At 73.7% G+C, this 25,901-nt stretch carries 27 protein-coding genes; 18 read left to right on the top strand and 9 right to left on the bottom strand.

The annotated features are described in order from the left end of the window. Positions 1 to 6: 6 nt before the first annotated feature. Positions 7 to 714, top strand: coding sequence for a ThuA domain-containing protein (locus DEI82_RS06665; protein ID WP_111036336.1), 708 nt, complete (start codon positions 7 to 9; stop codon positions 712 to 714). Between the two features lie 24 nt (positions 715 to 738). Here DEI82_RS06665 and DEI82_RS06660 read toward each other — a convergent pair whose 3' ends face one another. Then, on the bottom strand, positions 739 to 915 hold the full coding sequence (locus tag DEI82_RS06660; RefSeq protein WP_258368642.1) for a twin-arginine translocase TatA/TatE family subunit: 177 nt from the start codon (positions 913 to 915) through the stop codon (positions 739 to 741). 329 nt (positions 916 to 1,244) lie between these two features. On the opposite strand from DEI82_RS06660, the gene DEI82_RS06655 reads away from it, so the two are divergent. The 4 genes from DEI82_RS06655 (at position 1,245) to DEI82_RS06640 (ending at position 4,618) form a co-directional block, all read left to right on the top strand. Further along, positions 1,245 to 2,123, top strand: a complete 879-nt coding sequence (locus tag DEI82_RS06655; protein ID WP_111036216.1) for an aldo/keto reductase — start codon at positions 1,245 to 1,247, stop codon at positions 2,121 to 2,123. A gap of 252 nt (positions 2,124 to 2,375) precedes the next feature. Next, positions 2,376 to 3,263 (top strand): hypothetical protein, encoded by an 888-nt coding sequence (locus DEI82_RS06650; RefSeq protein ID WP_111036214.1) that lies wholly within the window; start codon positions 2,376 to 2,378, stop codon positions 3,261 to 3,263. Between the two features lie 114 nt (positions 3,264 to 3,377). Next, the gene (locus DEI82_RS06645; protein WP_111010637.1) at positions 3,378 to 4,319 is read left to right on the top strand and encodes a sugar phosphate isomerase/epimerase; all 942 of its coding nucleotides are present in this window, start codon (positions 3,378 to 3,380) and stop codon (positions 4,317 to 4,319) included. Between the two features lie 104 nt (positions 4,320 to 4,423). Then, on the top strand, positions 4,424 to 4,618 hold the full coding sequence (locus DEI82_RS06640; protein WP_111010638.1) for a hypothetical protein: 195 nt from the start codon (positions 4,424 to 4,426) through the stop codon (positions 4,616 to 4,618). Between the two features lie 4 nt (positions 4,619 to 4,622). Here the strand turns inward: DEI82_RS06640 and DEI82_RS06635 are convergent, their stop codons facing one another. Together DEI82_RS06635 and DEI82_RS06630 are read right to left on the bottom strand one after the other, a co-directional pair. After that, positions 4,623 to 7,169 carry an ATP-dependent DNA ligase gene (locus tag DEI82_RS06635; RefSeq protein WP_111036212.1) on the bottom strand — a complete coding sequence of 849 codons (2,547 nt, stop codon included), beginning with the start codon at positions 7,167 to 7,169 and terminating at the stop codon, positions 4,623 to 4,625. Positions 7,170 to 7,171: 2 nt separating this feature from the next. Continuing rightward, a complete protein-coding gene (locus DEI82_RS06630) occupies positions 7,172 to 8,062 on the bottom strand; it encodes an SDR family oxidoreductase (RefSeq protein WP_111036211.1) in 891 nt (296 codons plus the stop codon). A gap of 135 nt (positions 8,063 to 8,197) precedes the next feature. Here DEI82_RS06630 and DEI82_RS06625 point away from each other — a divergent pair, with 135 nt between their 5' ends. Together DEI82_RS06625 and DEI82_RS06620 are read left to right on the top strand one after the other, a co-directional pair. Next, positions 8,198 to 8,938: a S9 family peptidase gene (locus DEI82_RS06625; RefSeq protein ID WP_146242850.1), complete on the top strand. Its 741-nt coding sequence runs from the start codon at positions 8,198 to 8,200 to the stop codon at positions 8,936 to 8,938. A gap of 203 nt (positions 8,939 to 9,141) precedes the next feature. Further along, positions 9,142 to 9,396: a hypothetical protein gene (locus DEI82_RS06620; protein ID WP_111036207.1), complete on the top strand. Its 255-nt coding sequence runs from the start codon at positions 9,142 to 9,144 to the stop codon at positions 9,394 to 9,396. A gap of 13 nt (positions 9,397 to 9,409) precedes the next feature. Here the strand turns inward: DEI82_RS06620 and DEI82_RS06615 are convergent, their stop codons facing one another. Next, positions 9,410 to 10,771 carry an MFS transporter gene (locus DEI82_RS06615; RefSeq protein WP_111036205.1) on the bottom strand — a complete coding sequence of 454 codons (1,362 nt, stop codon included), beginning with the start codon at positions 10,769 to 10,771 and terminating at the stop codon, positions 9,410 to 9,412. Next, positions 10,768 to 11,391 (bottom strand): helix-turn-helix domain-containing protein, encoded by a 624-nt coding sequence (locus tag DEI82_RS06610; RefSeq protein WP_181434744.1) that lies wholly within the window; start codon positions 11,389 to 11,391, stop codon positions 10,768 to 10,770. The genes DEI82_RS06615 and DEI82_RS06610 overlap by 4 nt, the downstream gene beginning before the upstream one ends. 141 nt (positions 11,392 to 11,532) lie before the next feature. On the opposite strand from DEI82_RS06610, the gene DEI82_RS06605 reads away from it, so the two are divergent. After that, positions 11,533 to 12,540, top strand: a complete 1,008-nt coding sequence (locus DEI82_RS06605; protein ID WP_111036202.1) for a Ku protein — start codon at positions 11,533 to 11,535, stop codon at positions 12,538 to 12,540. 116 nt (positions 12,541 to 12,656) lie between these two features. Beyond that, positions 12,657 to 13,424, top strand: a complete 768-nt coding sequence (locus DEI82_RS06600) for an SDR family NAD(P)-dependent oxidoreductase (protein WP_111036200.1) — start codon at positions 12,657 to 12,659, stop codon at positions 13,422 to 13,424. 45 nt (positions 13,425 to 13,469) lie between these two features. Here DEI82_RS06600 and DEI82_RS06595 read toward each other — a convergent pair whose 3' ends face one another. Both DEI82_RS06595 and DEI82_RS06590 read right to left on the bottom strand, forming a co-directional pair. Beyond that, positions 13,470 to 13,991, bottom strand: a complete 522-nt coding sequence (locus tag DEI82_RS06595) for a DUF6328 family protein (protein ID WP_111013012.1) — start codon at positions 13,989 to 13,991, stop codon at positions 13,470 to 13,472. 65 nt (positions 13,992 to 14,056) lie between these two features. After that, entirely contained in the window at positions 14,057 to 15,025 is a 969-nt protein-coding gene (locus DEI82_RS06590) for a glycosyltransferase family 9 protein (RefSeq protein ID WP_111036198.1), read from the bottom strand. Between the two features lie 102 nt (positions 15,026 to 15,127). Here DEI82_RS06590 and DEI82_RS06585 point away from each other — a divergent pair, with 102 nt between their 5' ends. From DEI82_RS06585 to DEI82_RS06550, 8 genes are all read left to right on the top strand, one after another. Further along, positions 15,128 to 15,796 carry an HAD-IIIA family hydrolase gene (locus DEI82_RS06585; RefSeq protein ID WP_111013014.1) on the top strand — a complete coding sequence of 223 codons (669 nt, stop codon included), beginning with the start codon at positions 15,128 to 15,130 and terminating at the stop codon, positions 15,794 to 15,796. Then, positions 15,793 to 16,851 carry a glycosyltransferase family 9 protein gene (locus tag DEI82_RS06580; RefSeq protein ID WP_111036196.1) on the top strand — a complete coding sequence of 353 codons (1,059 nt, stop codon included), beginning with the start codon at positions 15,793 to 15,795 and terminating at the stop codon, positions 16,849 to 16,851. The genes DEI82_RS06585 and DEI82_RS06580 overlap by 4 nt, the downstream gene beginning before the upstream one ends. A 97-nt stretch (positions 16,852 to 16,948) precedes the next feature. Further along, complete coding sequence (locus tag DEI82_RS06575; RefSeq protein WP_111036194.1) at positions 16,949 to 18,016, top strand: glycosyltransferase; 1,068 nt, start codon at positions 16,949 to 16,951, stop codon at positions 18,014 to 18,016. Then, on the top strand, positions 18,013 to 19,323 hold the full coding sequence (locus tag DEI82_RS06570; RefSeq protein ID WP_111036192.1) for a glycosyltransferase: 1,311 nt from the start codon (positions 18,013 to 18,015) through the stop codon (positions 19,321 to 19,323). Before DEI82_RS06575 ends, DEI82_RS06570 begins: the two co-directional genes overlap by 4 nt. Then, on the top strand, positions 19,320 to 19,958 hold the full coding sequence (locus tag DEI82_RS06565) for an SIS domain-containing protein (protein ID WP_111013017.1): 639 nt from the start codon (positions 19,320 to 19,322) through the stop codon (positions 19,956 to 19,958). Before DEI82_RS06570 ends, DEI82_RS06565 begins: the two co-directional genes overlap by 4 nt. Then, entirely contained in the window at positions 19,955 to 21,343 is a 1,389-nt protein-coding gene (locus DEI82_RS06560) for a PfkB family carbohydrate kinase (RefSeq protein WP_111036190.1), read from the top strand. Before DEI82_RS06565 ends, DEI82_RS06560 begins: the two co-directional genes overlap by 4 nt. A gap of 97 nt (positions 21,344 to 21,440) precedes the next feature. Continuing rightward, a complete protein-coding gene (locus DEI82_RS06555) occupies positions 21,441 to 22,145 on the top strand; it encodes an SDR family oxidoreductase (RefSeq protein WP_111010658.1) in 705 nt (234 codons plus the stop codon). A 225-nt stretch (positions 22,146 to 22,370) separates the two neighbouring features. Continuing rightward, on the top strand, positions 22,371 to 22,970 hold the full coding sequence (locus tag DEI82_RS06550) for an antibiotic biosynthesis monooxygenase (protein ID WP_111036335.1): 600 nt from the start codon (positions 22,371 to 22,373) through the stop codon (positions 22,968 to 22,970). Here the strand turns inward: DEI82_RS06550 and DEI82_RS06545 are convergent. Next, the gene (locus DEI82_RS06545; protein ID WP_258371990.1) at positions 22,936 to 24,117 is read right to left on the bottom strand and encodes a glycosyltransferase family 9 protein; all 1,182 of its coding nucleotides are present in this window, start codon (positions 24,115 to 24,117) and stop codon (positions 22,936 to 22,938) included. The genes DEI82_RS06550 and DEI82_RS06545 overlap by 35 nt on opposite strands. Positions 24,118 to 24,316: 199 nt before the next feature. After that, entirely contained in the window at positions 24,317 to 24,901 is a 585-nt protein-coding gene (locus DEI82_RS06540; protein WP_111036188.1) for a TetR/AcrR family transcriptional regulator, read from the bottom strand. Positions 24,902 to 24,979: 78 nt separating this feature from the next. Here DEI82_RS06540 and DEI82_RS06535 point away from each other — a divergent pair, with 78 nt between their 5' ends. Next, positions 24,980 to 25,882, top strand: a complete 903-nt coding sequence (locus DEI82_RS06535) for an aldo/keto reductase (protein WP_111036333.1) — start codon at positions 24,980 to 24,982, stop codon at positions 25,880 to 25,882. The last annotated feature ends 19 nt before the right edge of the window (positions 25,883 to 25,901 follow it).

Here is a 25,901-nt window from a genome sequence, read left to right as displayed (position 1 = left end):
GGGACCATGTCCGACATCGACGTCACCAAGCACGCGCTCGTCGTCCGCGGCGGCTGGCCCGGCCACCATCCCGTCGCGGCGACGGACGCGTTCCTCCCGTTCCTCCGCGACACGGGGTACGAGGTGCGGATCGAGGACGACCCGGAGGTCTACGCCGACGAGTCCGTGATGGCTGCGGTCGACCTCGTCCTGCAGTGCGTGTCGATGGGCACCGCGAGTGACGCGGCCGTCCGGGGCCTCGCCGCCGCCGTCGAGCGGGGCACGGGATTGGCGGGCTGGCACGGCGGCGTCGTGGACTCCTTCCGGGCGAGCGCCGACTACCTGCACCTCGTCGGCGGGCAGTTCGCCACGCACCCGGGCAAACCGGTCGCTGATCGGCGGGACGACGGCGCCGACTTCTTCATCGAGCACCAGATCGTCATCGCGCCGGATCGCCGGGACCACCCGATCGTCGCCGGGCTCGACGACTTCACGCTGACCACCGAGCAGTACTGGGTGCTGACCGATGGCTCCTCGGACGTGCTCGCCACGACGACCCTGGCGGCCCGGCCGGGCGACCCGTGGCACCGACCGGTGACGTGTCCCGCGGTGTGGACCCGCGAGTGGGGCGCCGGACGGGTGTTCGTCGCGACACCGGGCCACGACCGCGAGGTCCTCGCGCACCCGAGCGTCCGGACCATCGTCGAGCGCGGCATCCGGTGGGCGAGCCGGTGACGAACGGGCGGCGGCAGGGAGCGGTCAGGCCCCGTCCTCGTCCCGCGGCGTGACCTCGGCATGGTCGTCCGCCCGGCTCTCCTGCTTGAGGATCCGCAGCGACGCGCCGAGGCCCTTCGCGAGCGCAGGCAGCCGGGTGGCGCCGAACAGCAGGACCACCACGCCGACGATGATGAGCAGGTGGAGTCCCGTGAGGCCCATGAACACAGGCGTTCCCTTCCGGTCAGCGGACGCGGCGGTCGCGCCGGGTCCTGCACGACGGTAGGTCCGCCCTGGGGCCGCGCCTGGCGTTCCGCCGGGGGTCCGGGCGTCAGCAGCAGGAGATCACCCGCCCGGTCACCACCGTCGGCAGCCGCCCGCTCGGCCGTCTCACCCGCCACGCGCGGCTCGCGCCCGGGGAATGCACCGACGGGCGACACGTTGCCCCAGGCACGGACGGTGCACCAGGAGTACACCGGACCGCGGTACCCCCGGGGAGTCCGTCGACGACGGAGCACCCGGACCGTCGACGAGAGGGAGAACCCCTGAGCATGACCACCGCAACCGACTCGAACCGCCCCGCCGCAGCGAGCGGCACCTTCCGCATCGGCGGTGACCTCGAGGTGCACCGCCTCGGCTACGGCACGATGCAGCTGACCGGCCCCGGCGTCTGGGGACCGCCGAAGGACCACGACGAGGCGATCCGCGTCCTCAAGCGCTCCGTGGAGCTCGGGGTCGACTTCTTCGACACGGCGGACAGCTACGGTCCGTACGTCGCCGAGGAGCTCCTCCGCGAGGCCCTGCACCCCTACGGTGACGACATCGTCATCGCCACGAAGGCCGGCCTCACCCGGACCGGCCCGAACGAGTGGCCGCCGGTCGGCCGCCCGGAGTACCTGCGCCAGGAGGCCGAGATGAGCCTCCGCCGCCTCGGCCTCGAGCGCATCGACCTCTTCCAGCTGCACCGCATCGACCCGAAGGTCCCGCTCGAGGACCAGATCGGCGAGCTGGCGAAGCTCCAGGACGAGGGCAAGATCCGTCACATCGGCCTCAGCGAGGTCAGTGTCGACGAGGTGAAGGCGGCGCAGGAGATCGCCACGATCGTCACCGTGCAGAACCTGTACAACCTGTCGAACCGGTCCTCCGAGGACCTGCTCGACTGGTCGGAGGAGCAGGGCATCGGGTTCATCCCGTGGTTCCCGCTGGCGACCGGGCAGCTCTCGGGCGAGGGCAGCCCGCTGTCCGAGCTCGCGAAGCAGCACGACGCGAGCCCCTCGCAGCTCGCGCTCGCGTGGCTGCTCAAGCGCTCGCCGGTGATGCTGCCGATCCCGGGCACGTCGAGCGTCGCCCACCTCGAGGACAACCTCGCGGGCGCGCTCATCGACCTGACGGACGACGAGTTCGAGGCCCTCTCGAAGGCCGGCGCGTAAGCGCGCTCCGCTCCAGGACGACGGACGGGAGGGACGGTGGCGGCTCGCCCCGTCCCTCCCGTCCGTCGTCCTGTCCCGGATCACTGCGTCACCCGCCGGGTGAACCGGTGGATGAGCGGCGGGGCGTGCCGAGCCGCCGTGGCGTGCGCCCGGACGCCGCGTGGCGCGCCGTCCGCTAGACACGTCCCGCCAGCGCGGAGGGCGCTGCAGCGTCGATGCCCGGCGGGGGAGCCGGGGACGGAGGGGGACGACATGGTGGACACGGGCACGGACACGGACACGGACGCGGACACGGACACGGACGCCGTCACCGCGACCCGCAGACGACCGGGGCCCGGACGACGTCGGCTCCTCCTCGGGGCCGCCTGGGGCCTCCCCGCCATCGGCGTCGTCGTCGCGACGCCGGCCCACGCGTCGAGCCCGACGCACACGCTCGACGTCATGGTCCCCGAGCCGACCACCCGCCCGACCGGAGCCGACCTGAGCGACGTGGCGCTGCGACTCACCCGCGAGGGCGTCCCGGTCGAAGCCGAGGTGCTCGCCGTGGTCGAGGGCGCCGGGCCCACGTTCGAGGACGGCGCCACCATCCGGACGCTCCGGACCGACGCGGCCGGCATCGCACGCTGCGCCGGACTCGGCGCGGGGACCGTGCCCGGCGTCTTCGCGGTCGTCGGACGGCACACGGCGTCCGGCTCGACCGGTCGGGGCGTGTTCACGGTGGTCGAACCGCCGCGCCCGCGCCCGTTCGTGCTCCGCGACGACGCGAACGGCGTCCACGTCGCGATCGGGCCCGACGGCGTCGTCGCCGCGCGGGGTCCCCTCGCGGACGCTCTGGCGGCAGCGGCGTGCTTCCGGTTCCCGTTCGACCCGGGGCCGGTCGCCGACGCGATCGGGTCGATCCACGACGACGCCGGACGCTGCCTCACGCGCATCCGCCCGTCGAGCCCGTGGGCGGACCCGGTCGTCGACCTGCGGGACCCGGACGGCAGCGCGGACCAGACCTGGCACGTCGGCGCCGACCGGACCGCGTCGATCGGTGCTCCCGGCGTCGACGAGGTGTTCCTCGCGGACGCGGGCGGCGTGCGACTGACGGTCGTGCCGGCGGGTCGACCCGGCGTGCTCCGCATCGTGCTGCCGTGAGGCGCCTTCCCCGTCGTCTCCGGCCGCCCCAGCGGGTCCGGCTCCTGGGGGTGCTCCCGAGGCGTGGGGAGTAGCAAGGCCACGACGCCGGAGGCGCACGGACGGAGGGTCGACATGGAGGAACACGACCTGCTCGCGCGGTGCTGGGCACCCGCGGTCGCGGACGCGCGCTCGGGGACGGACGCGCTCGGCGCGCTCCCCGTCGCCGAGCGCATCCGGGCGGTCGCCCGGGCCGGGTTCTCCGGCATCGGGTTGGGACTCGAGGACCTCCACGAGACGCGCGTCACGATCGGCCTGGAGGCACTGCGCCGGGTCCTCGACGACGTCGGCCTGGTCTGGGTCCAGCTCGGGACGCTCGAGGACTGGTGGACGACGGGGGACCGACGCGCCCTGAGCGACCTGGACCGGATGGTCGTGCTCGAGGCGGCGGCCGCGCTCGGGGCGGCGCAGATCGTCGTCGCCGCGGACACGACGACGCCCATGACCTCCCCCACCACGATGGCCGACGACTGGCTCGCCCTCGCCGCACAGGCGGAGCAGGTCGGGGCGCAGGTCGTGCTGTCGGCAGCCCCGACGTCGAACCTCGGCACCACGGAACGTGCGGCGCGGTTCGTCCAGCAGGCGGGGCACCCGAACGGTGGCCTCGTGCTCGACATCGCCCACGCCGTCGCCGGCGGCTCCACCGTCGCGTCCCTCCGCGCCGCCATCGACCCCGCGTTCCTGTTCGCCGTCGAGCTCTCGGACGCCGCCGGCCCCGATTCGGTGTCGACACGGGCCGGAGACCGACGCGCGCTCCCCGGTGGCGGCCTGGGGGACCTCCCCGCGTTCGTGCACGTCGCCCGCGAGCTCGGCCACGGTGAGCCCTGGGGCGTCGAGGTCCGGACCGCGGTGACCGACGGCATGTCCGCGGCGGACGCCCTGCGGACGGCGGCCGCGGCGAGCCGGGCGGTCCTCGACGCGGCCGACGCGATCGGGGCGCCCGCCGCGCCACCGATGCCCTCGTCGTCCGCGCCCGCCTCGGCGGTGGACGCCGACCTGCCGTACACACCGATCTGACGCGGGCGCGCTCGTCCGACGCGCCCGAGCGCGCCGACACGGGCACGGCCGTGTCGGCCCGCGTAGCGTCGACGGGGATCCAGACCGACGATCAGGAGGCCCACATGAGCGACGACCAGCACCCCGCCGAGCAGGCCGACGAGCGCCCGCTGCAGCGGAGCCAGGACGCCATCGACGACGCGAAGCACTTCGTCGCCGAACGGCTGGAGCCCACCGAGGACGACCAGACCGGCGACGACTCGGGACTGCCGGTGACCGGTGGCGGTGCCGCTGCGGAGGAACCCGCTCCCGGCGCCTGACCCGTCAGGACTCGCGGACCACGTCCCCGGGGTCCTTGTCCGTCCGCCATCCCCGCCACGAGGGCTGCCGCAGCCGGTCGCCGTTCGTCCACTCCGCGAACTCGACCTCGCCGACCCGGACGGGATCGACCCATCGCGCATCCCGGGCGTCCGCCCGGGGCACGTCGGCGAAGGGCGGGTCGGCGCGGGCCAGGGGGCCGAGGACCGCCTCGATCTCGTCGAGGTCGCGGTCCCGGAACCCGGTGCCCACCTTGCCGACGTAGCGCAGGCGGTCCCCGTCGGGGATCCCGAGGAGGAGCGAACCCACCCCGCCCGCGCGGCGTCCGGTGCCGGGCTTCCAACCGCCGACCACGACCTCCTGCGTGGCGTGGTGCTTGATCTTCACCCAGGCATCGGAGCGGCGGCCGGTCGAGTAGCGGGAGTCGCGTCGCTTGGCGACCACGCCCTCCAGGCCGCGGCGACGGCTCTCGTCCATGGCGTCGTCGAGCGTTCCGTCGACGGCCGGGGGGACGTCGATCGGGCCCCCGGGCTCGACGACGGTGGCCAGTGCCTCCCGGCGGTGGTCGTACGGAACGCGCGTCAGGTCGTGCCCGTCCGCCTCGAGCACGTCGAACACCTCGAACCGCACCGGGGTGGTGCGCATCCCGTGCTCGACGTCCCGGGCGCGCGACAGCCCCATGCGGTTCTGGAGGTCGCTGAAGTCCGGACGGCCACGGTCGTCCAGTGCGACGATCTCGCCGTCGAGGACCGCGTCGACCCCGACCTGGTCGGCGAGGGCACGGAGTTCGGGGTACTGGCTCGTCAGGTCGTTCCCGTTCCGGCTGGTCAGGCGGACGTGTCCGTCGCGGACCTCGGCGGTCGCACGGATGCCGTCCCACTTCATCTCGAAGGCCCACCGGTCCGGCGTGAGCGCGCCCGGGGTCTTCGCCGGGCTCGCGAGCATCGGACGGAACCGCTCGGTCGCGTCGGTGTCCGCTGGCGGCGCCGTCGCCGCGGGCGGTCGGGAGGACCGGGGGGACTCCGGCGCGGACGTCGCCCCCACCTCGGCGTCGCCGTGGTCGAGCCCCTCGGGCTGCTGCTTCGTCCGGTGGATCAGCCAGTTCCGTTCGTCCCCGCCGCGCCCGCGGGTGTGCAGAAGCGCGAGTCGGCGGGTCCCGCGGCCGACGCCGTGCAGGGTGACGATGACCTCCTGGCCCTCGCGCCACTTCTCGAGCTCGTACGTGCCGTGGTCCCAGATGGTGACGCTGCCGCCGCCGTACTCGCCCTTCGGGATCGTGCCCTCGAAGCCCCCGTACTCGAGCGGGTGGTCCTCGGTCTGCACGGCCAGGTGGTTCTGGCCCGGGTCCTCGGGCTCGCCCTTCGGCAGGGACCAGCTGACGAGCACGCCGTCGTGCTCGAGTCGGAAGTCGTAGTGGAGCCGGCTCGCGTGGTGTTCCTGGATGACGAACGTCGGCCGACCGTCGGTGCGGACGGTCGGGGCGCCCTGCGGCACGGGCTCCGGCGTCCGGGAGGCGTCGCGCATCGAGCGGTAGGTGGCGAGGCGGTCCGGTGCCGCGCCTCCCGGCTGCTCGGTCCGGTGCGCGCGGTTCGGCTCGTCCTCCTTGAACGAGCCGTCCGGGTTCCGGTTGCTCTCCCAGTGGCCGTGGTCGGGCCTCCCGACCGCGAGTGCGGCGGCGGCGACCGGGTGCAGGGGGTCGCCGATGGTGTGGAGGCGCTCGACGACCTCGGCCATCGTCAGGTGCCGGAGGTCGGGGTCGTCGAGCTCGTCCCAGGTGCGGGGCGCGGCCACCGTCGGCTGGGCGCGACCACGGAGCGAGTACGGGGCGATGGTGGTCTTGTTGCCGTTGTTCTGCGACCAGTCGACGAACACCTTGCCGTTCCGGGCGGCGCGGGACATCTGCGACAGCACGAGGTCCGGCATGTCCTGTTCGAGTGCGCGGGCGAGTTCGTGCGCCACCTCACTGACCTGCGCGGACGTCGACGAGCCGTCGAGCGCCGCGTACAGGTGGATCCCCTTGCTGCCGCTCGTGACGGGCATCGGTTCGAGGCCGGCACCGTGCAGGAGCTCCCGGGCCGCGTGCGCCACCTCGACGCATTCGCGGAGGCCCACACCCTCGCCCGGGTCGAGGTCGAGGACCAGCCGGTCCGGGCGCATGGGCGTGCCGTCGGCGTCGAATCGCCACTGCGGCACGTGGAGTTCGAGGGCGGCCTGCTGGGCGACCCAGGTCAGGGTCGCGACGTCGTCGAGCAGCGGGTACTCGATGTCGTGGTCCTTGTGGTGGACGACCCGGTGGCGGATCCAGTCCGGGGCGCTGTCAGGCAGGTTCTTCTCGAAGAACACGGAGCCCTCGACGCCGTTCGCCCAGCGCTTCCGGGTCAGTGGGCGGTCCTTCGCGTGCGGGATCATCCACGGCGCCACCTCGACGTAGTAGGCGATGACGTCGCCCTTCGTCGTCCCCGTCTCCGGGTAGAGCACCTTGTCCAGGTTCGTCAGCGTGATGCGGCGGTCGCCGACCGTGATCGTCCGGCCGCGCGTCGTCGTCCCGGCCATCGCTACAGCGCCATGCCCGTCGCCCCCGCGATCGTCAGCGTCGACCCGGACGTGTAGCTCGACTCGGGGCCGGCCAGGTGCACGTACGCCGCTCCGAGCTCGACCGGTTGGCCCGGCCGCCCGAACGGTGTGCCCTCGCCGTAGTGCTCGATCTCGGCGCTGTCGTACGACGCGGGCTGCAACGGGGTCCAGATCGGCCCGGGGACGATGCAGTTCGCGCGGATGCCCTTGCTCGCGAGCTGACCGGCGAGGCCGTTCGTGAAGGTGATGATGCCGGCCTTGGTCATGCCGTAGTCGAGGAGCCGGGTCTGCGGCTGGTACGCCGCGACGGAGGCGGTGGTGACGATGGTCGAGCCGGGGGCCATGTGTGGGACCGCGGCCCGGCAGAGCCAGAACATGGCGTAGAGGTTCACCTTGACCGTCAGGTCGAAGTCCTCGGTGCTCGTCGTCGTGATGTCCTCGTTGACCTTCTGGTGGCCGGCCACGAGCACGAGCGAGTCGAGGCCTCCGAGGATGCTGACCGCCTCGGCCACGATCCGCTCACACGTGGCCTCGTCGGTGAGGTCCCCGGGCAGGATCACCGCCTTGCGTCCGAGGTCGCCGATGACGTCGCGGACCTCCTCGAGGTCCTCCTGCTCCTCGGGCAGCGCGTTCAGGGCGACGTCCGCGCCCTCCTTCGCCATCGCGATCGCCGCGGCCCGGCCGATGCCCGAGTCGGCACCGGTCACGAGCACTCGGTAGCCGGGCATCCGGCCGGTGCCGACGTAGCTGGTCTCGCCGTGGTCCGGCTTCGGGTCCATCGCGTTCGTGCCGCCCGGGAGCTCCTGCGACTGCGGCGGGTACGGGGGCTGGGGGAACTGTGTCCGGGGGTCCTGCTTGTCGAGCTGGCTCATGCGGCCATCGAACACGCCGGATGTGGTCGCTGCTCGGAGCCTCCGGCGCGATCGGTCGCACGACGGGGAGCGGGTGGCGCTCCGGCGTGTGCAGGACCGGTGGGGAGAGGGCGCGCCCCGAGTACCGTCGTGTCCATGCCAGAGCGTTCCGAGTACGGCGACGATCCCATGCAGTACGGCGTGTTCCACGTCGCCGAGGCCCCGGCACGCGGGACGGTCATCCTGATCCACGGCGGCTTCTGGCGGGGCACTCCGGAGTACTTCGACGGACCCGTCCCGCTCGCCGAGGCCCTCGTGGGCCGGGGCTGGAACGTGTGGCGGATCGAGTACCGGCAGCTGCCGAACGGTGGCGGCTGGCCGGGCACGCTCGACGACACCGCGGCCGCGATCGAGCACCTCGTCGTCGTCGCCGCGTCACTGGCCGTCGACCCGGGACCGGTCCTGACGGTCGGCCACAGCGCGGGCGGTCACCTCGCGGTGTGGGCGCTGTCCCGCCCGGACGCCGTGCTGCCGCTCGAGGGCGCCGTCAGCCTGGCCGGCGCGCTCGACCTGCGGCTCGGCGAAGCGGACCGCATCGGCGGTGGCGCGGTGGTGGACTTCCTCGGCGGCACGTCCGCGGCCCACCCCGACCGGTACGCGGCGGCCGACCCGGCGACGCGGGTCGTCCCGGAGCTGCCGGTCCGCATCGTCCACGGCGACCGCGATGACGTCGTCCCCATGAACCAGTCCGACGCGTACGTCGCCGCGGCGCGAGCGGCCGGACAGGACGCCTCGGTCCGCGTGGTCCCCGGTGACCACATGGACGTCATCGACCCCGCGCACCCGGCCTTCGCCGCGCTGCTGGCGGCGCTCGAGGAGATCCGCGCGGCAGCCTGACGCGGGCGGAGCGATCCGGTTCCTCACCAGTGAAGTCTCTGCAGCAGCTGTCCACACCGCGGTGGAATGTGATGTGTCGGCATCGGCAACGGCCGTAGATAGCCTGGTGCCGAAACCCCAGAAGGACCGCGACGTGGCCCGGTTCCTCCGGGAGCACGGGCGAGTGCCGTCGGGGTGGCGCTGGGCGAAGGAGGAGGAACGACATGACGATCGCGGCGCATCCGGTCCGTGTCCTGCGGGCCATCGCTCGGCCCGACGGGGCGTGGTGGACCGTGGAACTCGCGGAGTTGACGTCGCCGAGCCCGCTGGGAGGCGAGCCGATCATCGCGCTGGGCCAGGTGGAGCGGGACGGCGACGTCGCGGCCGCAGCGCTCGACATCGCCGCCGTCTGGCTCGACGTCGACGAGTCGACGCTCGAGGTGCGCGTGGAGTTCGGCCGCCCGCTGACGGGCGACTGACCCCCGCGTCCGGTCAACGCTCCCTGCGGGTGACGTCGGCACCCGGGGGGAGCGTCACGAACCCGAGCGCCATCGCGAGCACGTACACGCCGGCCTGGACCTCGAGCAACGGCATCGTGCCGACGACGGCCTGGAGCGCTCCAGCCGCGAGCAGGCCGACGCCCTGCCCGACCGCGACGCCGAGACCGAGCGCGGCGAACACGGCAGGCCGTGCCGCGGCCGACGCGCCCAGCTGCAGCAGGCTCGTGAGCCCGGACCCCATGACGACCCCCGGAGCACCGACCAGGGCGAAGAGCACGACGTACAGCCAGAGCGCGTGCGTCGCGAACGACGCGTTCCAGGCGACGACGGTGAGTCCGGCGAACCCGACGAGCCCGAGCAGTGCGATCCGACGGACGCGGACCCGACCGGCGATCGCGGCGAGCACGAGGCCCGCGCCGATCGCACCGACTGCCTGGACACCCCGGAGCAGGCCGACGTCGGCGTCCGAGCCGCCGAGCCGGTCGCGCACGAAGAACACGAAGAGGACGACGAACATCCCCTGGGCGATGGATGCGGTCGTGACGACGGCGAGTGCGCCGCGCGTGGCGGGGTCGCGGAATGCGCGGAGGAGGCCCTGCGGACGACGCCGGGACGCGGACGACGTCGGGACGCGGACCGCCGTCTCCGCCGCGCCGGCCGCCTCCGCCGCGCCGGCCGCCTCCGCCGCGCGGACGGCGTGGTCCGTCGTCGCCACTGCCGGCCCGGGTCGCGGGAGCCCCGCCAGCACGACGGCCGACACGACGTACGTGGCGAGGTCCACGCCCGCGACGAGCGGCAGGTCCCCGACGACGAGGAGCACGCCGCCGAGCGGCCCGCCGACCAGCCGGCCGACGTCCTGGTTCAGCCCGACGAGCGCGTTGGCGGACACCACGCGGTCGGGACCGACGAGCGTCGGGAGCAGTGTGTTCTTCGCGGGCTCGAACACCGCACTGCACACCGCCTGCAGCACGATCACCGCGCACACGACGGTCAGCGCGGTGCCGGCCGGCAGGCCCTTCCCACCCACCAGGAGCAGCGGCACCAGCCCGCAGGCCTGGACGACGTTCACGGTCACCATCAGCCGCCGGGGGTCCGTCCGGGCGAGGATCCGTGGCACCACCGGTGCCAGGAGGATCGGTGGGAGCAGTTCGAGGAGGAACGCGACGGACGTCGTCAGCGCCGAGCCGCTGAGCCGGAGGACGACGAGCGGCAGCGCGATGAACAGGAGCCAGTCTCCGCCGTCGGACACGACGCCCGCGGTCCACAGGCGTCGGAACGCGGGGACCGCGAGCGCGGAGCCCGCGAGGCGGCCTGGTGCCGGGCCTCCCGGCCGGGGCGCGGTGCGCGTGGTCATGCGGCGGGGCCGGACCGTGCGGCGGCTGGGTCGAAGCCGGGCCGCGGGAAGGCGGTGAGTGTCAGGTGGACGTGCGCGGCGTCGTCGGGCGCGACGTCGCGGATCGGCGCGATGTACGGGCGCACGATCGCGTCGATCCTGGCGACGACGTCGGCGAGTTCGTCGGGGGTGATCCGGAGTCCGTACTGGGCGTGCACGTCCGCCGACCGCCAGACCTCGGGGAGTGTGTCCCGGGTGCGGAGGTGCTCGCGCGCCAGCTGGTGGTCGAGCTGGAGCGCCGCGGCGAGCATCGCGTCGAGGCCGACACGGTCGGCGGGGTCGGTGTCGTCGTTCGTGAACCCGGTGATCGTCGCGCGCCAGGGGCGGGTCCGGCCGTCGGTGGCGTGCGCAGGCTCGACGAGTCCGTGCGCGGCGAGGACGCGGAGGTGGTAGCTGCAGTTCGAGGGCGAGTCCCCGACCGCACGAGCGCACTCCGAGGCGGTCGCGGGTCCGGCGGACATGAGGTAGGCGAGGACGTCGAGGCGCACGGGGTGAGCGAGTGCGTCGAGGACGGCGGGGTCGCTGATGTCCGGGCGGTGTTCCGCCCTCGGGGTCCGGTCGGCCTGCTCGTGCTCGTCCACGTGTGCTCCGTCCTGGTCTGAAAGAGGCTTTCGGATCGTACGGTCCATCTCGCTGATCTGCAAGGGCCTTTCAGATCCCCTCCCGCTGGTGGTCCGCGGAGAACCGGTGCGCCCTGACCCGAGCACGGGCATCATGGCCCCATGAGGTCGATCTGGAAGGGCTCCATCGCGTTCGGGCTGGTCAACGTGCCGATCAAGGTGTACGCGGCGACGGAGACCCACGACATCGCGCTGCACCAGGTCCACGACGAGGACAACGGCCGCATCCGGTACAAGCGCGTGTGCGAGCTCGGTCACGACGTCGACTACGAGCACATCCAGCGCGCCTACGACGACGGCGACAAGACGGTCGTGCTCACCGCGGACGACCTGAAGACGCTGCCCGAGGAGCAGTCCCACGAGATCGAGGTGCTCGAGTTCGTGCCGAGCGACCAGGTGGACCCGATCTCGTACGAGAAGTCCTACTACCTCGAGCCGGACTCGCGGTCGCCCAAGGCGTACGTCCTGCTCCGCGAGACCCTCGACCGAACCGACCGGACCGCCATCGTGCAGTTCACGCTCCGGCAGAAGACCCGGCTCGGTGCCCTTCGGGTGCACGACGACGTCCTCGTCTTGCAGGGGCTGCTCTGGGGGGACGAGGTCCGCGCAGCCGACTTCAAGGCCCTCGACACGGACGTCAAGGTCTCGGCGAACGAGCTGAAGATGTCGTCGTCACTCGTCGACAGCATGTCCACCGACTACGACCCGAGCAAGTACACCGACGAGTACCAGGAGCAACTGCAGCAGCTCATCGACGCGAAGCTCGAAGCGGGCGACGACGTCGACACCGCCGCGACCTTCGGTGAGCAGCCGGACGAGGACGAGGGCGACGGCGGTGACGTCATCGACCTCATGGCGGCGTTGCGCGCGTCGGTCGACCGGAACCGCGCCTCCCGGTCGAGCCGGCGTGGTCGATCGGCCGATGACGACGCGGCGGACGACGACGCGGCCGAGGACGACCCCGAGCCGCGGCGCAAGGCACCGGCCGGGAAGGCGGCCTCGAAGGCGTCGCCGAAGACGTCCGCCGCGAAGGCGTCGTCGTCGACCGCCGGTGCGAAGGGCGAGAAGAAGGCCCCTGCCGCTCGGTCCCGCTCGAAGAAGGCCAGCTGAGCGGTCCTTCACCCGACCGTCCCTCGCCCGAGGTCGGGCGGCAGCGCTCCGCGCGTACGTTCGGCGGCGCTGGTCCGAGCGTCTGCTCGACAGCTCGACGGAACGAGGAGACCGAGATGTTGCTGGACGGAACGACGATCGTGGTCACGGGTGGCAACAGCGGGATCGGCGAGCAGATCTGCCTCGCCGCGGCCGCCGAGGGGGCCAACATCGTCATCGACTACGTCGTGCACCCCGAGGCGACGGACGCCCTCATCGCGAAGATCGAGCAGGCCGGTGGCAAGGCCGTCGGCGTCGAGGCGGACATCACGAAGGCCGACGACCTGCACCGCATGGTGCAGACCGCGGTCGACACCTACGGGCGGCTCGACGTGCTCGTGAACAACGCGGGTGTCGAGGACCGCAAGTCCCTGCTCGAGGAGACCGAGGAGGGCTACGACCGCGTCATGGCGATCAACATGAAGAGCGCGTTCTTCGGCTCGCAGGCGGCGGCGAAGCAGTTCGTGGCGCAGGGCGGCGGCGGGCTCATCCTCAACATCTCGAGCGTGCACGAGGACTGGCCGATGCCGGGCAACCTCGCCTACTGCGTCGCCAAGGGCGGCATGCGGATGCTCGCCCGGAGCGGTGGCGTCGAGCTCGGGCCCCACGGCATCCGCATGGTGAACATCGCGCCGGGTGCCGTGGACACGCCGATCAACACCGCGACCACCTCGGACGCCGACAAGCTCAAGCAGCTCGACGCCGCGATCCCGCTCGGTCGGCTCGCCGAGCCGAAGGAGATCGCCGAGGTCGTCGTCTTCCTCGCGTCCGGCAAGGCCGGGTACATGACGAGCACCACCGTCACCGTCGACGGCGGGATCTCGCAGGGCAGCGTCGGGCTCTGACCGCGGGGCTCTGACCGTGGGGCTCTGACCGCGAATCCGCCGCGATCAGCTCCGAGGCACCTCGCCGTCCTCCTGGTCGTCCTGGCGAGTCCGCCGGGCCGCCAGGGGCACACCGATCCAGAGCACCGCGGTCGCGACGAACACGACGACGCCGCCGATCACACCCATCGTGTGTCCCAGGACGACGTCGAACACGAACAGGACCGTGCCGGCGAACAGCAGCGCGCTCATGACGAGACAGGCGATGAGGATCCGGTTGCCGAAGCGCACGAGGTCGTGCTTCTGCCGCTGCCCGAACAGGAGGCGGTGGGTCGAGACCGCGCCCAGCGCCAGGATCGTGATGCCGGCCGCGAGGATGACGAGCACGAGGTAGATCGCGACCTCGCCGTCGTCGAGGATGCTGAAGCGCTGTTGGAACGGCAGCGTGAGCAGGAACCCGGCGAGGATCTGCGTGCCCGTCTGCACGATCCGCAGCTCCTGCTGCATGTCGCGCCAGTTCCGGTCGTACCGCTCCGACCGGGTCTCGTTGCGTGCCCGATCCGCGGCTCCGTCGTCGGTCGTGCTCATGGCCGACCAGGGTAGCCGAGAGGGAGCCCGCACCGGACGCAGCTGTGGGCGGTGCCGACCCGCGGTCAGGACGCGACGCGCGCCGTGACCTCCGCCACCGCCTCCAGGACGTCGTCGACCGTGACCGCCAGGAGGGCCGGATCGGGCTCCGTCGCGAACACGTCACCCCGGCGGACGCTCGCGTCCGTCAGCACGACGTGCGGACCGGAGGCCGGCGGGCCCCACTCCTCCGGCGGCGCCGGGCCGAACAGCACGACGCTCGGCACGTGGTACGCCGACGCCAGGTGCGCGGCGCCCGTGTCGACGGTCACGACGACGTGCGCGGCGGCGATGACCGCGGCGAACTCCTGCAGGTCGAGCCGGCCCGCCAGCACGGCGGCCGGTGCCAGGCCGGCCCCCTCGGCGACGGCGGTGGCGCGGTCGACGTCGTCCGCGCCTCCCGTCACGACGACGTCGAGTCCCTGGGCCGCGAGCGCACGGGCGACCGAGGCGAACCGCTCGACCGGCCAGTGCCGCGCGCCGTAGAACGCGCCGACGTGCACGACGGCGGCGTCCCGGACCGCGGGCTCGAGGTCCGGCACGCGGATGTCGACCTCGTCCGGGTCGCCCTCGATCCCGAAGGCGCGGACGAGGCGGATCCACCGCTCCCGCTCGTGCATGCCGTCGAGCCAGGGCAACCCGTCCTCGCCGTGCGCGGCGTGCTTGATGGTGTGCCGGGCCTCCAGGTGCGCGATGATCGCGCGGGACTCCCCGCCGGAGCCGTGCAGGTTCACCGCAACGTCGACCGTCCCGGGCGCGATCGGCATGTCGTGGTCGAGGCCCTGCTGTGCCAGGTGCACGTCGACCCCCGGCAGCAGCTCGACGATCGGGGCGAGCCACGCGGTGGTCGCGAGCGTCATGCGGTGCTCCGGGTAGGCGCGGCGCAGGGCGTGCAGCGCGGGCACGGCGATGAGGATGTCACCGAGCTTGATCGCGCGGAGCACGACGAGCTCGGGGCGGCCGTCCGACGGCGGCAGGGCGGGGAGTGCGGGCACGGGTCGACGCTACCGGGCGTGACGGGCACCCGCCCGCGCCCCGCCTCGCTCGACGCGCCGGGCACGTGACGGGGACCGGCCGGACCGGGTACGAATCGGTGCATGAGCCTGCGCACGCACCGCCCCCCTCGCGCTGTCCTCTTCGACCGCGACGGCACCCTCGTGGTCGACGTGCCCTACAACACGGACCCGGACCTCGTGGAGCCGGTGCCGGGGGCCCGCCGCGCGGTCCAAGCGCTCCGTGCCGCGGGGGTCGCGGTCGGTGTCGTGACGAACCAGTCGGCGATCGCCCGGGGGACCGCCACCCGCGACCAGGTCGACGCGGTGAACGCCCGGGTGGACGAGCTCATCGGTCCGTTCGACGTGTGGGAGGTCTGCCCGCACGGTCCGGACGACGACTGCGACTGCCGGAAGCCCCGTCCGGGGATGGTCGTCAACGCCGCGGAACGCCTCGGCGTCGCGCCCGAGGAGTGCGTCGTCATCGGGGACATCGGCGCGGACATGGGCGCGGCGCGCAACGCGGGAGCGGCCGGCATCCTCGTTCCCACCGAGGTCACCCGGGCCGAGGAGATCGACGAGGCGGACGTCGCCACGGAGTCGCTCGTCGACGCGGTCGCGCTCGTGCTCCACTCGCTGCGCCACGGCCGCCAGGGTGACCTCGCCGCACGGGCGGAGCGCGCCGGGGCGGAGCGCGCGGCGGCAGAGCGTGCGGCGGCGGAGCGCGCCGGGGCGGAGCGCGCGGCGGCGGAACGCGCCGGGACCGGGCGGTGACGCGCCGGGTCCTCGTCGTCCGGCTCGACAGCTTCGGGGACGTCCTCGTCGGCGGACCCGCGGTCCGGGCCGTCGCGGCGGCTCCGGACACCGAGGTGTGGATGCTCTGCGGCCCGCAGGGGGCTCCCGCGGGGCGGCTCCTGCCGGGCGTGGACGAACTCCGGGTCTGGGCCTGTCCCTGGATCACCGAGACCGACCGGCCGGTCGACGCCGCGATGCTCGCCGAGTTCGACGCGATCGTCCAGGAGGCCCGGCCCGACGAGGCCATCGTCCTCACCTCGTTCCACCAGTCGCCCCTCCCGGTCGCGCTCCTCCTCCGCCTGGCGGGGGTCGCGAGGATCACCGGGGCGTCGGTCGACCACGCGGGGGCACTGCTCGACGTGCGACTCCGGCCCGGCGAGGACTTCCCCGAGGACCAGCCCGAACCCGAGCGTGCGCTGGAGATCGCCCGAGCGGCGGGGTACGCGCTGCCGGACGGGGACGACGGTCGGCTCGCGGTCGTCCACGACCCGGCGGACCTGCCCCCGGAGCTCGACGGGCTCGGACCGTACGTCGTGGTCCACCCCGGCGCGAGCGTCCCGGCGCGGTCGTGGCCGGTCGACCTGCACGCCGCGCTTGTGGAGCGGCTCGCCGCCCTCGGACACACCGTGGTCGTGACCGGCAGCCCGGGCGAGCGTGACCTCACGGCCGCCGCCGCAGGGGCCTCGGGCATCGACCTCGGGGGCCGGACGAGCCCGGCGGCACTGGCGTCGGTGCTCGCGGGCGCCGAGGTCGTCGTCGTCGGGAACACGGGTCCGGCCCACCTCGCCGCGGCCGTCGGGGTCCCGATCGTCAGTCTGTTCTCGCCGGTGGTGCCCGCGGTCCGGTGGGCGCCCTACGGCGTGCCCGTGGAACTGCTCGGCGACCAGCAGGCGCCCTGCCGACTGAGCCGCGCCCGCGAGTGTCCGGTGCCGGGACACCCGTGCCTCCGCTCCGTCCGCCCGGAGGCCGTGGTCGCCGCGTGCGCGCGCCTCGCTGGCTGGGAACGGGGCACGTCCGGGGTACAACACTCCTGAGAAGCAGTCCCACCGGGAGGCGAGCAGCAGGAGGAGTGCGTATCGTCCGAATTCCCGGCGTTCCCTCAGCCGGGGACGGACGAGCAGGAGGTATGGCGTGCGGATCCTGGTGTGGCACGTGCACGGCGGCTGGATGGACGCGTTCGTCCGGGGTCAGCACGACTACCTCGTCCCCACCACCCCCGCCCGTGACGCCTGGGGCCTCGGTCGCGCCGACCGGCTCTGGCCCGAGAACGTCGTCGAGATCGCGCCGGAGGCCGTGCGCGACGCCGACGTCGACGTCGTCGTCCTGCAGCGCACCGAAGAGCTCGCCGAGGCCGAACGCCTGCTCGGTGCCCGTCTCGGCCGCGACGTCCCGGCGGTCTTCGTCGAGCACAACGCCCCCCGGGTCGACGTCCCCGCGTCCCTGCACCCGCTGCGCGACCGGGACGACGTCCTCATCGCGCACGTCACGCACTTCAACGCCCTCATGTGGGACTGCGGCACGACCGCCACGACGGTGATCGAACACGGCGTCGTCGACCCCGGTCCGCGGTACACCGGCACGCTCGCGCGGTTCGGGGTCGTGGTCAACGAGCCCGTCCGCCGGACGCGCGTCGCCGGGACCGACCTCGTGCCGCGGTTCGCGGCGGTCGCCCCCGTCGACGCGTTCGGGATGGGCACCGACCAGCTCCCGGACGCCCTCGGACTCGGTCCGGACCGGCTCGGCGTGATGGGGGACGTCAAGCCCGACCCGATGCACACGCAGCTCGCCGAGCGCCGCGCCTACCTGCACCTCAACCGCTGGACGTCGCTCGGGCTGTCCCTGCTCGAGGCGATGCACATGGCGATGCCGGTGGTCGTCCTCGGCACGACCGAGGCGGCCCGTGCGGTCCCCGCCGAGGCCGGCGCGATCTCGACCGACGTGGAAGACCTCGTCGCCACCGCCCGACACCTCGTCGCCGACCCCGACGAGGCGCGTCGCCGCGGCCTCGTCGCCCGGGAGGCCGTGCTCGCGCGCCACTCCCTGGAGCGGTTCCTCGGCGACTGGGACGACCTCCTCAACGGCGTGCAGGAGCGTCACCTCGCAGCACACCACCGATCCGCACCGGCCCCGGCACCGCTCACCGACCTGGTCGGCGCAGCCCCGGTCGCCGATGGCACCGACGGAAGGAACCGCGCATGAAGATCGCCATGGTCTCGGAGCACGCCAGCCCGCTGGCCACGCTCGGGGGCGTCGACGCCGGCGGCCAGAACGTCCACGTCGCAGCCCTGTCCGGGGCGCTCGCCGAGCGCGGGCACCAGGTGACGGTCTACACGCGGCGCGACGATGCGACCCTGCCGCGCCGGGTGTCGCTCCGCCCCGGTGTGGACGTCGTGCACGTCGACGCCGGGCCGGCCGAACGCCTGCCGAAGGACGACCTGCTCCAGTACATGGGGCAGTTCGCCTCGTTCCTCGTCGCCGCGTGGACCGTCGACCGCCCCGACATCGTGCACAGCCACTTCTGGATGTCGGGGCTCGCGGCCCTCGACGCAGCACAGCAGCTCGGTGCCCACAGCGACGGACCGCGCATCCCCGTCGTGCACACCTACCACGCGCTCGGCGTCGTGAAGCGCCGCCACCAGGGCTCGGCCGACACCAGCCCGAACGAGCGCGAGTGGCTCGAACCGGAGGTCGGGCGCCGCGCCGACCAGGTCATCGCGACGTGCTCCGACGAGGCGTTCGAGCTCAAGGCCCTCGGCATCCCGAACCGCAGCATCTCGGTGGTGCCCTGCGGGGTCGACGTCGACGCGTTCACGCCGGACGGCCTGACCGAGGTCCGCAGCCGGCGGCACCGGGTCGTCACGGCCTCCCGGCTCGTGCAGCGCAAGGGCGTCGGCACGACGATCGACGCGCTCGCCCGCCTCGTGCACGCGGGCCGCGACGTCGAACTCGTCATCGTGGGTGGGGCGGGGACCGCCGGGGCCGACCTCGTGGACGACCCGGAGTACCAGCGCCTCGACGCCCTGGCCACCCGGCTCGGCGTGCGGGACCACGTGACCTTCCGCGGCCAGCTGTCCCAGCGCGAGATCCCGACCGTCCTCCGGAGCGCCGACGTCGTCGTGTGCGCCCCGTGGTACGAGCCGTTCGGGATCGTGCCGCTCGAGGCCATGGCCTGCGGCGTCCCGGTCGTCGCGTCGAGCGTCGGCGGCCTCATCGACACCGTCGTCGAGGACGCCACCGGCCTGCACGTGCCGCCGCGGGACGCCGCCGCGGTCGCCGAGGCCGTCGCCGCGATCCTCGACGACCCCGACCGTCGCGTGGCGTTCGGCCGCGCCGGCCGCGAGCGGGTCGAGTCCCGCTACTCGTGGGCGCGCATCGCCACCGACTCCGAGCGGGTGTACGACCGCATCACCGGTCGCCGTTCCACCCGTCCCGGACGTCGCCGTGCCGGTGCCGTCCCCACGCTCGACCCCGCCCCCCTGGGCACCGCCGGAAGGACCCTCCGATGACCATCGACCTGCCCGCCACCACCGCTCGGCCGACGTCGGACGAGCCGGCCTCGAGCGCGTCGCTCGTCCTCGACCACATCGCCGCGTCCGTCCCGGTCATCGCGTCCCTCGCCGAGCACGGCGACCACATCGCGGCGTGGGCCGACGACCTCGCGTCGCGGCTCGGCCGGGGCCAGCGGCTCCTCGCGGCCGGCAACGGCGGCTCCGCGGCGGAGGCGCAGCACCTGACGAGCGAGCTCGTCGGCCGGTTCGACGGGGACCGTCCCGCCTTCAGTGCGATCTCGTTGCACGCCGAGTCCTCCGCGGTCACCGCGATCGGGAACGACTACGGCTACGAGCACGTCTTCGCCCGCCAGGTGCACGCGCACGCCCGCGCCGGCGACGTCCTCGTGCTGCTCTCGACGAGCGGCAAGAGCGAGAACCTGCTCAACGCAGCCCGTGCCGCCCGCTCGATCGGCGTCCGCACCTGGGCGATGACCGGGTCGCGCCCGAACCCCCTCGCCGAGGTCGTCGACGACGCGATCTGCATCGACGGGCCCTCCGCCAACGTGCAGGAGGCCCAGCTCGTCCTCGTGCACGCACTCTGCCGGGCCATGGAGCCCGCGCTCAAGGGACTCCGGGGAGGCCGCCGATGAACGCCCGCACGGACACCACCCGCACGCGGATCGTCGTCGTCGGCGACACCCTGCTCGACGTCGACGTCACCGGGACCTCGGAGCGCCTCAGCCCCGACGCGCCCGTGCCCGTGCTCGACGTGCAGGACGAGGTCCGCCGCGCCGGTGGTGCCGGGCTCGTCGCGACCATGCTCGCGCGCGACGGCCACGACGTCACGCTCGTCACCGTCCTCGGCCAGGACGACCGGGGCGCCGAGCTCCGGGACGGCATGCCCGGCGTCCGCGTCGTCGCCGGGGACTCCGGCGTCGCGACCCCCGTCAAGACCCGCGTGCGTGTCGGCGACCACGCGCTCGTCCGCATCGACGAGGCCTGCGCGACGCCGCCCGTGCCGGATGTGACCGCGGACATGACCGCCGCGCTCGAGGGCGCCGACGCGATCGTCGTCGCCGACTACGGCCGTGGCCTCGCCGCCGCTCCCGCGCTCCGGGAGGCCCTGACCCGCGTCGCCGAGACCACCCCCGTCGTGTGGGACCCGCACCCGAAGGGCGCGCAGCCGGTCCCGGGCATCGCGGTCGCCACCCCGAACTCCGCGGAGGCCCGGGGCTTCTCCGGCGCGACCGGCTCCGGCGTGCCCTTCGCCACGGTCGCCGGCGAGCAGCTCGTCGCCGACTGGTCCGCCCACGCGGTCGCCGTCACGATGGGCGAGAAGGGCGCGTTGCTCCGCACCGACGCCGGCGACTCCCGCTTCGTCCCCGCGCCCTCCGTCACCGCGGGCGACCCCTGTGGCGCCGGTGATCGGCTCGCGGCCGGCGTCGCCGTCGCGCTCGCGCAGGGCGCCTCGACCGAGGACGCCGTCGCGGCGGGTGTCGCCGACGCCTCCGCCTACCTGGCCGCGGGCGGCGTCGCGTCGCTCCTCGCGCCTCCCGCACCGGTCACCGTGCCGGGCAGTGACCGGGACGCCATCCGGGTCGCCCACGACGTCCGCGCCGCGGGCGGCACCGTGGTCGCGACCGGTGGCTGCTTCGACCTGCTCCACGCCGGCCACGCCCGCACCCTGTCGGCCGCCCGAGCGCTGGGCGACTGCCTCGTGGTCTGCCTCAACTCGGACAGCTCCGTCCGCGGGCTCAAGGGCCCCGACCGGCCGATCATGACGCAGGAGGACCGCGTCGAGCTCCTCCTCGCGCTCGACTGCGTCGACGCCGTCATCGTGTTCGACGAGTCGACGCCCGACGAGGCCCTCCGCCGCTTCCAGCCCGACGTCTGGGCGAAGGGCGGTGACTACTCCGCCGACGAGCTCCCGGAGTCCCGGACCCTCGCCGAGTGGGGTGGTCGCGTCGTCACCGTGCCGTTCCACCCGGGACGCTCGACCACGCGGCTCGCCGCCGCCCTCGAACGCGTCGGGTAGCGCGAGCGCGCACCATCCCGACCACGTCCGGCCGGGAGGCGCGGCAGCCGTCCGCCGTCGCGCCTCCCGTCCGACCGCAGAACCGAAAGGAACACCCATGCCCATCCCCACCACGCCCATCGGCCGCGTGCTCGTCACCGGCGGTGCGAGCGGCCTCGGTGCCGCCGTCGCCGCCGCCGTCGCCGAGGCGGGCGGCACCCCGATCGTGCTCGACCTGAAGACCGACGCGGTCCCGAGCGAGTGGGACAGCGTGGCCGTCGACGTCACCGACACCGCCGCCACCGAGCAGGCCGTGCGTGACGCCGCCGAGCGTCACGGTGGCCTCGACGCCGTCGTCACCGCCGCGGGCATCGACAAGCCGGCCCCGATCGGCGGCATCTCGTCCGGCGACTGGGAGCGCATCGTCGGCGTCAACCTGCTCGGCACCGCCGCGACCGTGCGGGCTGCCCTGCCCGCGCTCGAGGCCTCGAACGGCCGCGTCGTCATCATCTCGTCCTCGCTGGCGCTCAAGGGCGTCGGCGACGGCACCGCGTACTCCGCGTCGAAGTTCGGCGTCCGCGGGTTCTCCCAGGCGCTCGCGGCCGAGACCCGGGGCGTCGTCGGCGTGACGAACATCATCCCCGCGGGCATGCGCACCGCGTTCTTCGAGGGCCGCACCGAGCAGTACAAGCCGGGGCCGGACGCCAAGCTCATCGAGCCGGAGTACGTCGCGAACGCGATCATCTTCGCCCTGAGCCAGCCCGCCGGGTGCGAGATCCGCGAGCTCGCGATCATGCCGGCCGAGGAGCCCAGCTGGCCGTAGGCCCCCGGCCCGGCCTCCGGCCTCCGGCCTCGGCCTCCGGTTCCGCCGAGATCGCAGAACACGCCGTTCACCTTCCGAGGTGAGCGGCGTGTTCTGCGATCTCGACGGGGATCGTCGCGCTCGTGCCGAGGCGTTCTTCCGCGCGGAGGTCGAGCGCGTGCACTGACGGCGCGGTGCCTGGTCGACGTCACGTGCGGGAAACACGGGCGCGGAATGATCGTCGTCATGACTCCAGCCGAGCCTGGGGACGCCATCACGCCACAAGCGACCATCGGCCTCCCCGTCACCGTGTCCATCACCCGCCTCGTCGAACCCGCCCGCATCCCCGAGGTCACCCGCTGGGTCCAGTCGGGCGTGAACCTCGCGAACCGCTACCCGGGGTTCCTCGGGTCGGGATGGGTCCGCTCGCACGCGACCTCGCGCGAGTGGCACATGCTCTACCGGTTCGCCGACCACACGACGCTGGCCACGTGGGAGAACTCGGACGACCGCCTCCGGTGGCTCGACGAGGGCCGGGACCTCGTCGTGGAGTCCCGGGTGGAGAAGCGCACGGGGATCGAGGGGTGGTTCGACGTGCCGCGCGGTGCGCCGTCGGACAGCGCACCGCCCCGGTGGAAGCAGGCGGTGTCGATCTGGCTCGGGTTCTTCCCGGTGAACCTCGTGTTCACGCTGCTCGTGACCGCGTTCGTGCCGTTCTGGCCGACGTTCCCGACCGTGCCGAAGGTCCTGCTGACGACGCTCGTCCTCACGCCGGTCATGACGTTCTGGGTGCTGCCGTTCGTGACGCGGCTCATCCGCCCCTGGTTGCTCGCGCCGCGGCGCTGACGGCCGCCGCGTGATCGGGTGCGGTCGCCAGCAGGTCCGCGACGTCGGCGAGCACCACCTCGACCCCGACCTCGGCCACGAACGACGGGTCGTGCTCGCAGCGCTCCGCGGTCCAGCCGACCTGGGTGACGTCGACGCCGCACACGGGGCAGTGCGTCGTGAAGCTCATCTCGACCCGGTGGCGCCCCCGGTCGAACGGCGCCGCGTTGACGACGTTGCCGAACCAGAAGATCCCGACCGTGCGGGTGCCGACCGCGACCGCGAGGTGCCGCGGCCCCGAGTCGTCGGCGACCATGACGTCCGCGATCGCGAGTGTCCCCGGGAGCTCCCCGAGGCCGAGCACCCCCGCGAGGTCGACGATCTGCCCGGGGCTGTCCGGACCCGCGATGTCGGTGGCCGAGCGCGCGATGGTGATCGCGGCCTCCCGGTCCGACTCGTCGCCGACGACGATGACGACGTCGCCCTGGGCCATGCGGGCGGCCGCCACCGCGGCGAAGCGTTCCTCGGGCCAACGGCGCCGGGGGTCCGTCGCGCCGGGGTGGACCGCGACGACCCGGCGCCCGGCGAGCGGTGCGCCGATCGCGTCCTCGATCCGGGCGACGGCGGCCGCGCGCTCGTCGTCGGACACGTGGACGACGGGATCGAGCACGACGGGTGCGGCACCGGCGAGCCCGGCGACCTCGAGCGCCCGGAGCACCTCGTGCTGGTAGTAGACGTAGCGGACCCAGCGCTCGAGGACCTCGGCGTCCTCGGTCGCGGTGCCGACGGTGTGTCGTGCGCCGAGGCGCAGCAGGAACGGATTGGAGTTCCGGCCGCCGCCGTGCACCTGGACGGCGAGGTCGAAGCGCCCGTGCAGTCGGGCGGTGAACGCGTCGACCTCGGCGGGGTCGGACTCCTGCCCGGCGACCTCGCGGACACCCGGCGCCACGGGGAGCACCTCGACGGCGTCGATCGACGAGGGCCGGTCGGCGAGCAGCGCGGCGGCCATGGGCGTGCCGAGGAGGGTGATGCGGGCCTCCGGGTACGCGGCGGCGAGCGCGTCGATCGCCGGCATGGCGAACAGCAGGTCCCCGAGTCCGCCGCCGCGCAGGACCGCGATCTCGCGGACGTCCTCGAACGCGGGCTGTGCTTGACCGATCGGGAACACCGGGCCTCCTCGTGGTGCGGCACGCCGAACGGCGCGCGGGTGCGTCCTCCTGTCTACCGGGAGGCGCTGGGTGGCGTTCCGCGCGCCGCGGTCACGTCGCCGGCGGGCGCCGCTTCCTGATCGAACCGCCCGATGCCGGTCGAACACCCGTGTTCCGCGGTTCGAACGGACGGGGCCGGTTCGAAGTGGCGCCGCGCGGTCAGGGCCGGAGGCCCGACACGAGCAGGTCGAGCAACCGCCCGACCTGCTCCTGGTCCTCCACGCCCGCGGTCGCGAGGAACACCCCGACCAGCGCGGCGGTGACGTCGTCGGCGGGGACCGCCGGGCGCAGGACGCCGAGGGCCGCCCCCGCGGCGAGGATCGTGGCGATCGCGGCGTTGACGCGCTCGCGGGTCCGGGCGCTCCCGACGGCATCGCGGAAGGCCCCGGCACGGAGGGTCTCGGCCATCCCGCGCTTCGTGACGACGAACGCGGCGTACCGGTCCATGAAGGTCCGCAGGGCGACGTCGGGCGTGTGGCGGGCGAGGAGTGGCTCGACGGTGGCGAGGACCGATGTGAGCTCGGTGTCGTAGACCGCGGCGACCAGGTCCTCGCGGGTCGGGAAGTGGCGGTAGAGCGTGCCGATCCCGACGCCGGCGGCGCGCGCGATCCCCTCGAGCGACGCGTCCTGGCCGGTGTCGGTGAAGGACGCGCGTGCGACCTCGACGATCCTGGCGCGGTTGCGCGCGGCATCGGCGCGCGGACGACGCGCGGGCGGGGGAGCGGGCGGGGGAGCGGACGACAAAGCGGAGGTACCTCCGGACCAGTGGTAGCGTCGCGGAGAGCGGAGGGTCCTCCGTTTCCGACGACGACAGGAGCCATGATGGCAGACCACACGACGATCCCCGGAGGGACGGCGACGCTCGCCGGGCGCGCGATCGCTCGCATCGGGTACGGCGCGATGGCGCTCGAACGGTTCGACGACGACCGGGAGGCCGGGGCAGCGTTCCTCCGTCACGCCGTCGAGCTCGGGGTGGACCACATCGACACTGCCGAGTTCTACGGCGACGGGGTCGCGAACGACGTCATCCGTCGGGCGATCGGGTCCTCGGACGCCGTGGCGGTCGTCAGCAAGGTGGGAGCGGTCCGCGTCGACGCGCCGATCCCGCTCGTGCTGGCGCAGCGACCGGAGGAACTCCGTGCACAGGTCGAGGCGAACCTCCGCACGCTCGGACGCGATCGACTCGACGTCGTCAACCTCCGCCGCCCCGAGATCGGCCCCGGTCTCACCGTGCCGGACGAGGACCTCGTTGACCTCGACGACCAGCTGGCCGAGATGACCGCGATGCGCGACGAGGGGCTGATCGGCGGGATCGGGCTCAGCGCGGTGCGGATCGAGAGCCTCCGGCGGGCGCTCCCGGTCGGCGTGGTCTGCGTGCAGAACGCGTACTCCCTCGTCGCCCGCGAGTTCGAGGCGATGCTCACACTCTGCGTCGCCGAGGACATCGCCTGGGTGCCGTTCTTCCCGCTCGGCAGGGGTTTCCCCGGTCTGCCGAAGGTGACGGACGAACCCGCGGTGCAGCGGATCGCGGCCGAGCTGGGGGCCTCCCCGGCGCAGGTCGGCCTGGCCTGGCTGCTCGGGCACGCGCCGAACACGCTGCTGATCCCCGGAACAGCGAACGCCGACCACCTCGCGGAGAACCTGGCGGCGGGCGCGGTGGAGCTCACGGCCGAGCAGACCGCTGCCCTCGATGCGCTGGCGCCCGCGGCCGGCGCGCAGCGCTGACCGGACTCACGGGCGCGCG

The organism is Curtobacterium sp. MCBD17_019, assembly GCF_003234555.1.
Classification (GTDB): domain Bacteria; phylum Actinomycetota; class Actinomycetes; order Actinomycetales; family Microbacteriaceae; genus Curtobacterium.
Note: the sequence above shows the minus strand (reverse complement) of the source record. Positions and strands in the feature narration are given on the sequence as shown.

Bases quoted from the DNA above. Each gene is read 5' to 3' on its own strand.
- DEI82_RS06665 (WP_111036336.1), top strand. From the start codon at position 7: ATGTCCGACATCGACGTCACCAAGCACGCGCTCGTCGTCCGCGGCGGC.
- DEI82_RS06660 (WP_258368642.1), bottom strand. From the start codon at position 915: ATGGGCCTCACGGGACTCCACCTGCTCATCATCGTCGGCGTGGTGGTC.
- DEI82_RS06655 (WP_111036216.1), top strand. From the start codon at position 1,245: ATGACCACCGCAACCGACTCGAACCGCCCCGCCGCAGCGAGCGGCACC.
- DEI82_RS06650 (WP_111036214.1), top strand. From the start codon at position 2,376: ATGGTGGACACGGGCACGGACACGGACACGGACGCGGACACGGACACG.
- DEI82_RS06645 (WP_111010637.1), top strand. From the start codon at position 3,378: ATGGAGGAACACGACCTGCTCGCGCGGTGCTGGGCACCCGCGGTCGCG.
- DEI82_RS06640 (WP_111010638.1), top strand. From the start codon at position 4,424: ATGAGCGACGACCAGCACCCCGCCGAGCAGGCCGACGAGCGCCCGCTG.
- DEI82_RS06635 (WP_111036212.1), bottom strand. From the start codon at position 7,169: ATGGCCGGGACGACGACGCGCGGCCGGACGATCACGGTCGGCGACCGC.
- DEI82_RS06630 (WP_111036211.1), bottom strand. From the start codon at position 8,062: ATGAGCCAGCTCGACAAGCAGGACCCCCGGACACAGTTCCCCCAGCCC.
- DEI82_RS06625 (WP_146242850.1), top strand. From the start codon at position 8,198: ATGCCAGAGCGTTCCGAGTACGGCGACGATCCCATGCAGTACGGCGTG.
- DEI82_RS06620 (WP_111036207.1), top strand. From the start codon at position 9,142: ATGACGATCGCGGCGCATCCGGTCCGTGTCCTGCGGGCCATCGCTCGG.
- DEI82_RS06615 (WP_111036205.1), bottom strand. From the start codon at position 10,771: ATGACCACGCGCACCGCGCCCCGGCCGGGAGGCCCGGCACCAGGCCGC.
- DEI82_RS06605 (WP_111036202.1), top strand. From the start codon at position 11,533: ATGAGGTCGATCTGGAAGGGCTCCATCGCGTTCGGGCTGGTCAACGTG.
- DEI82_RS06600 (WP_111036200.1), top strand. From the start codon at position 12,657: ATGTTGCTGGACGGAACGACGATCGTGGTCACGGGTGGCAACAGCGGG.
- DEI82_RS06595 (WP_111013012.1), bottom strand. From the start codon at position 13,991: ATGAGCACGACCGACGACGGAGCCGCGGATCGGGCACGCAACGAGACC.
- DEI82_RS06585 (WP_111013014.1), top strand. From the start codon at position 15,128: ATGAGCCTGCGCACGCACCGCCCCCCTCGCGCTGTCCTCTTCGACCGC.
- DEI82_RS06570 (WP_111036192.1), top strand. From the start codon at position 18,013: ATGAAGATCGCCATGGTCTCGGAGCACGCCAGCCCGCTGGCCACGCTC.
- DEI82_RS06565 (WP_111013017.1), top strand. From the start codon at position 19,320: ATGACCATCGACCTGCCCGCCACCACCGCTCGGCCGACGTCGGACGAG.
- DEI82_RS06560 (WP_111036190.1), top strand. From the start codon at position 19,955: ATGAACGCCCGCACGGACACCACCCGCACGCGGATCGTCGTCGTCGGC.
- DEI82_RS06555 (WP_111010658.1), top strand. From the start codon at position 21,441: ATGCCCATCCCCACCACGCCCATCGGCCGCGTGCTCGTCACCGGCGGT.
- DEI82_RS06550 (WP_111036335.1), top strand. From the start codon at position 22,371: ATGACTCCAGCCGAGCCTGGGGACGCCATCACGCCACAAGCGACCATC.
- DEI82_RS06535 (WP_111036333.1), top strand. From the start codon at position 24,980: ATGGCAGACCACACGACGATCCCCGGAGGGACGGCGACGCTCGCCGGG.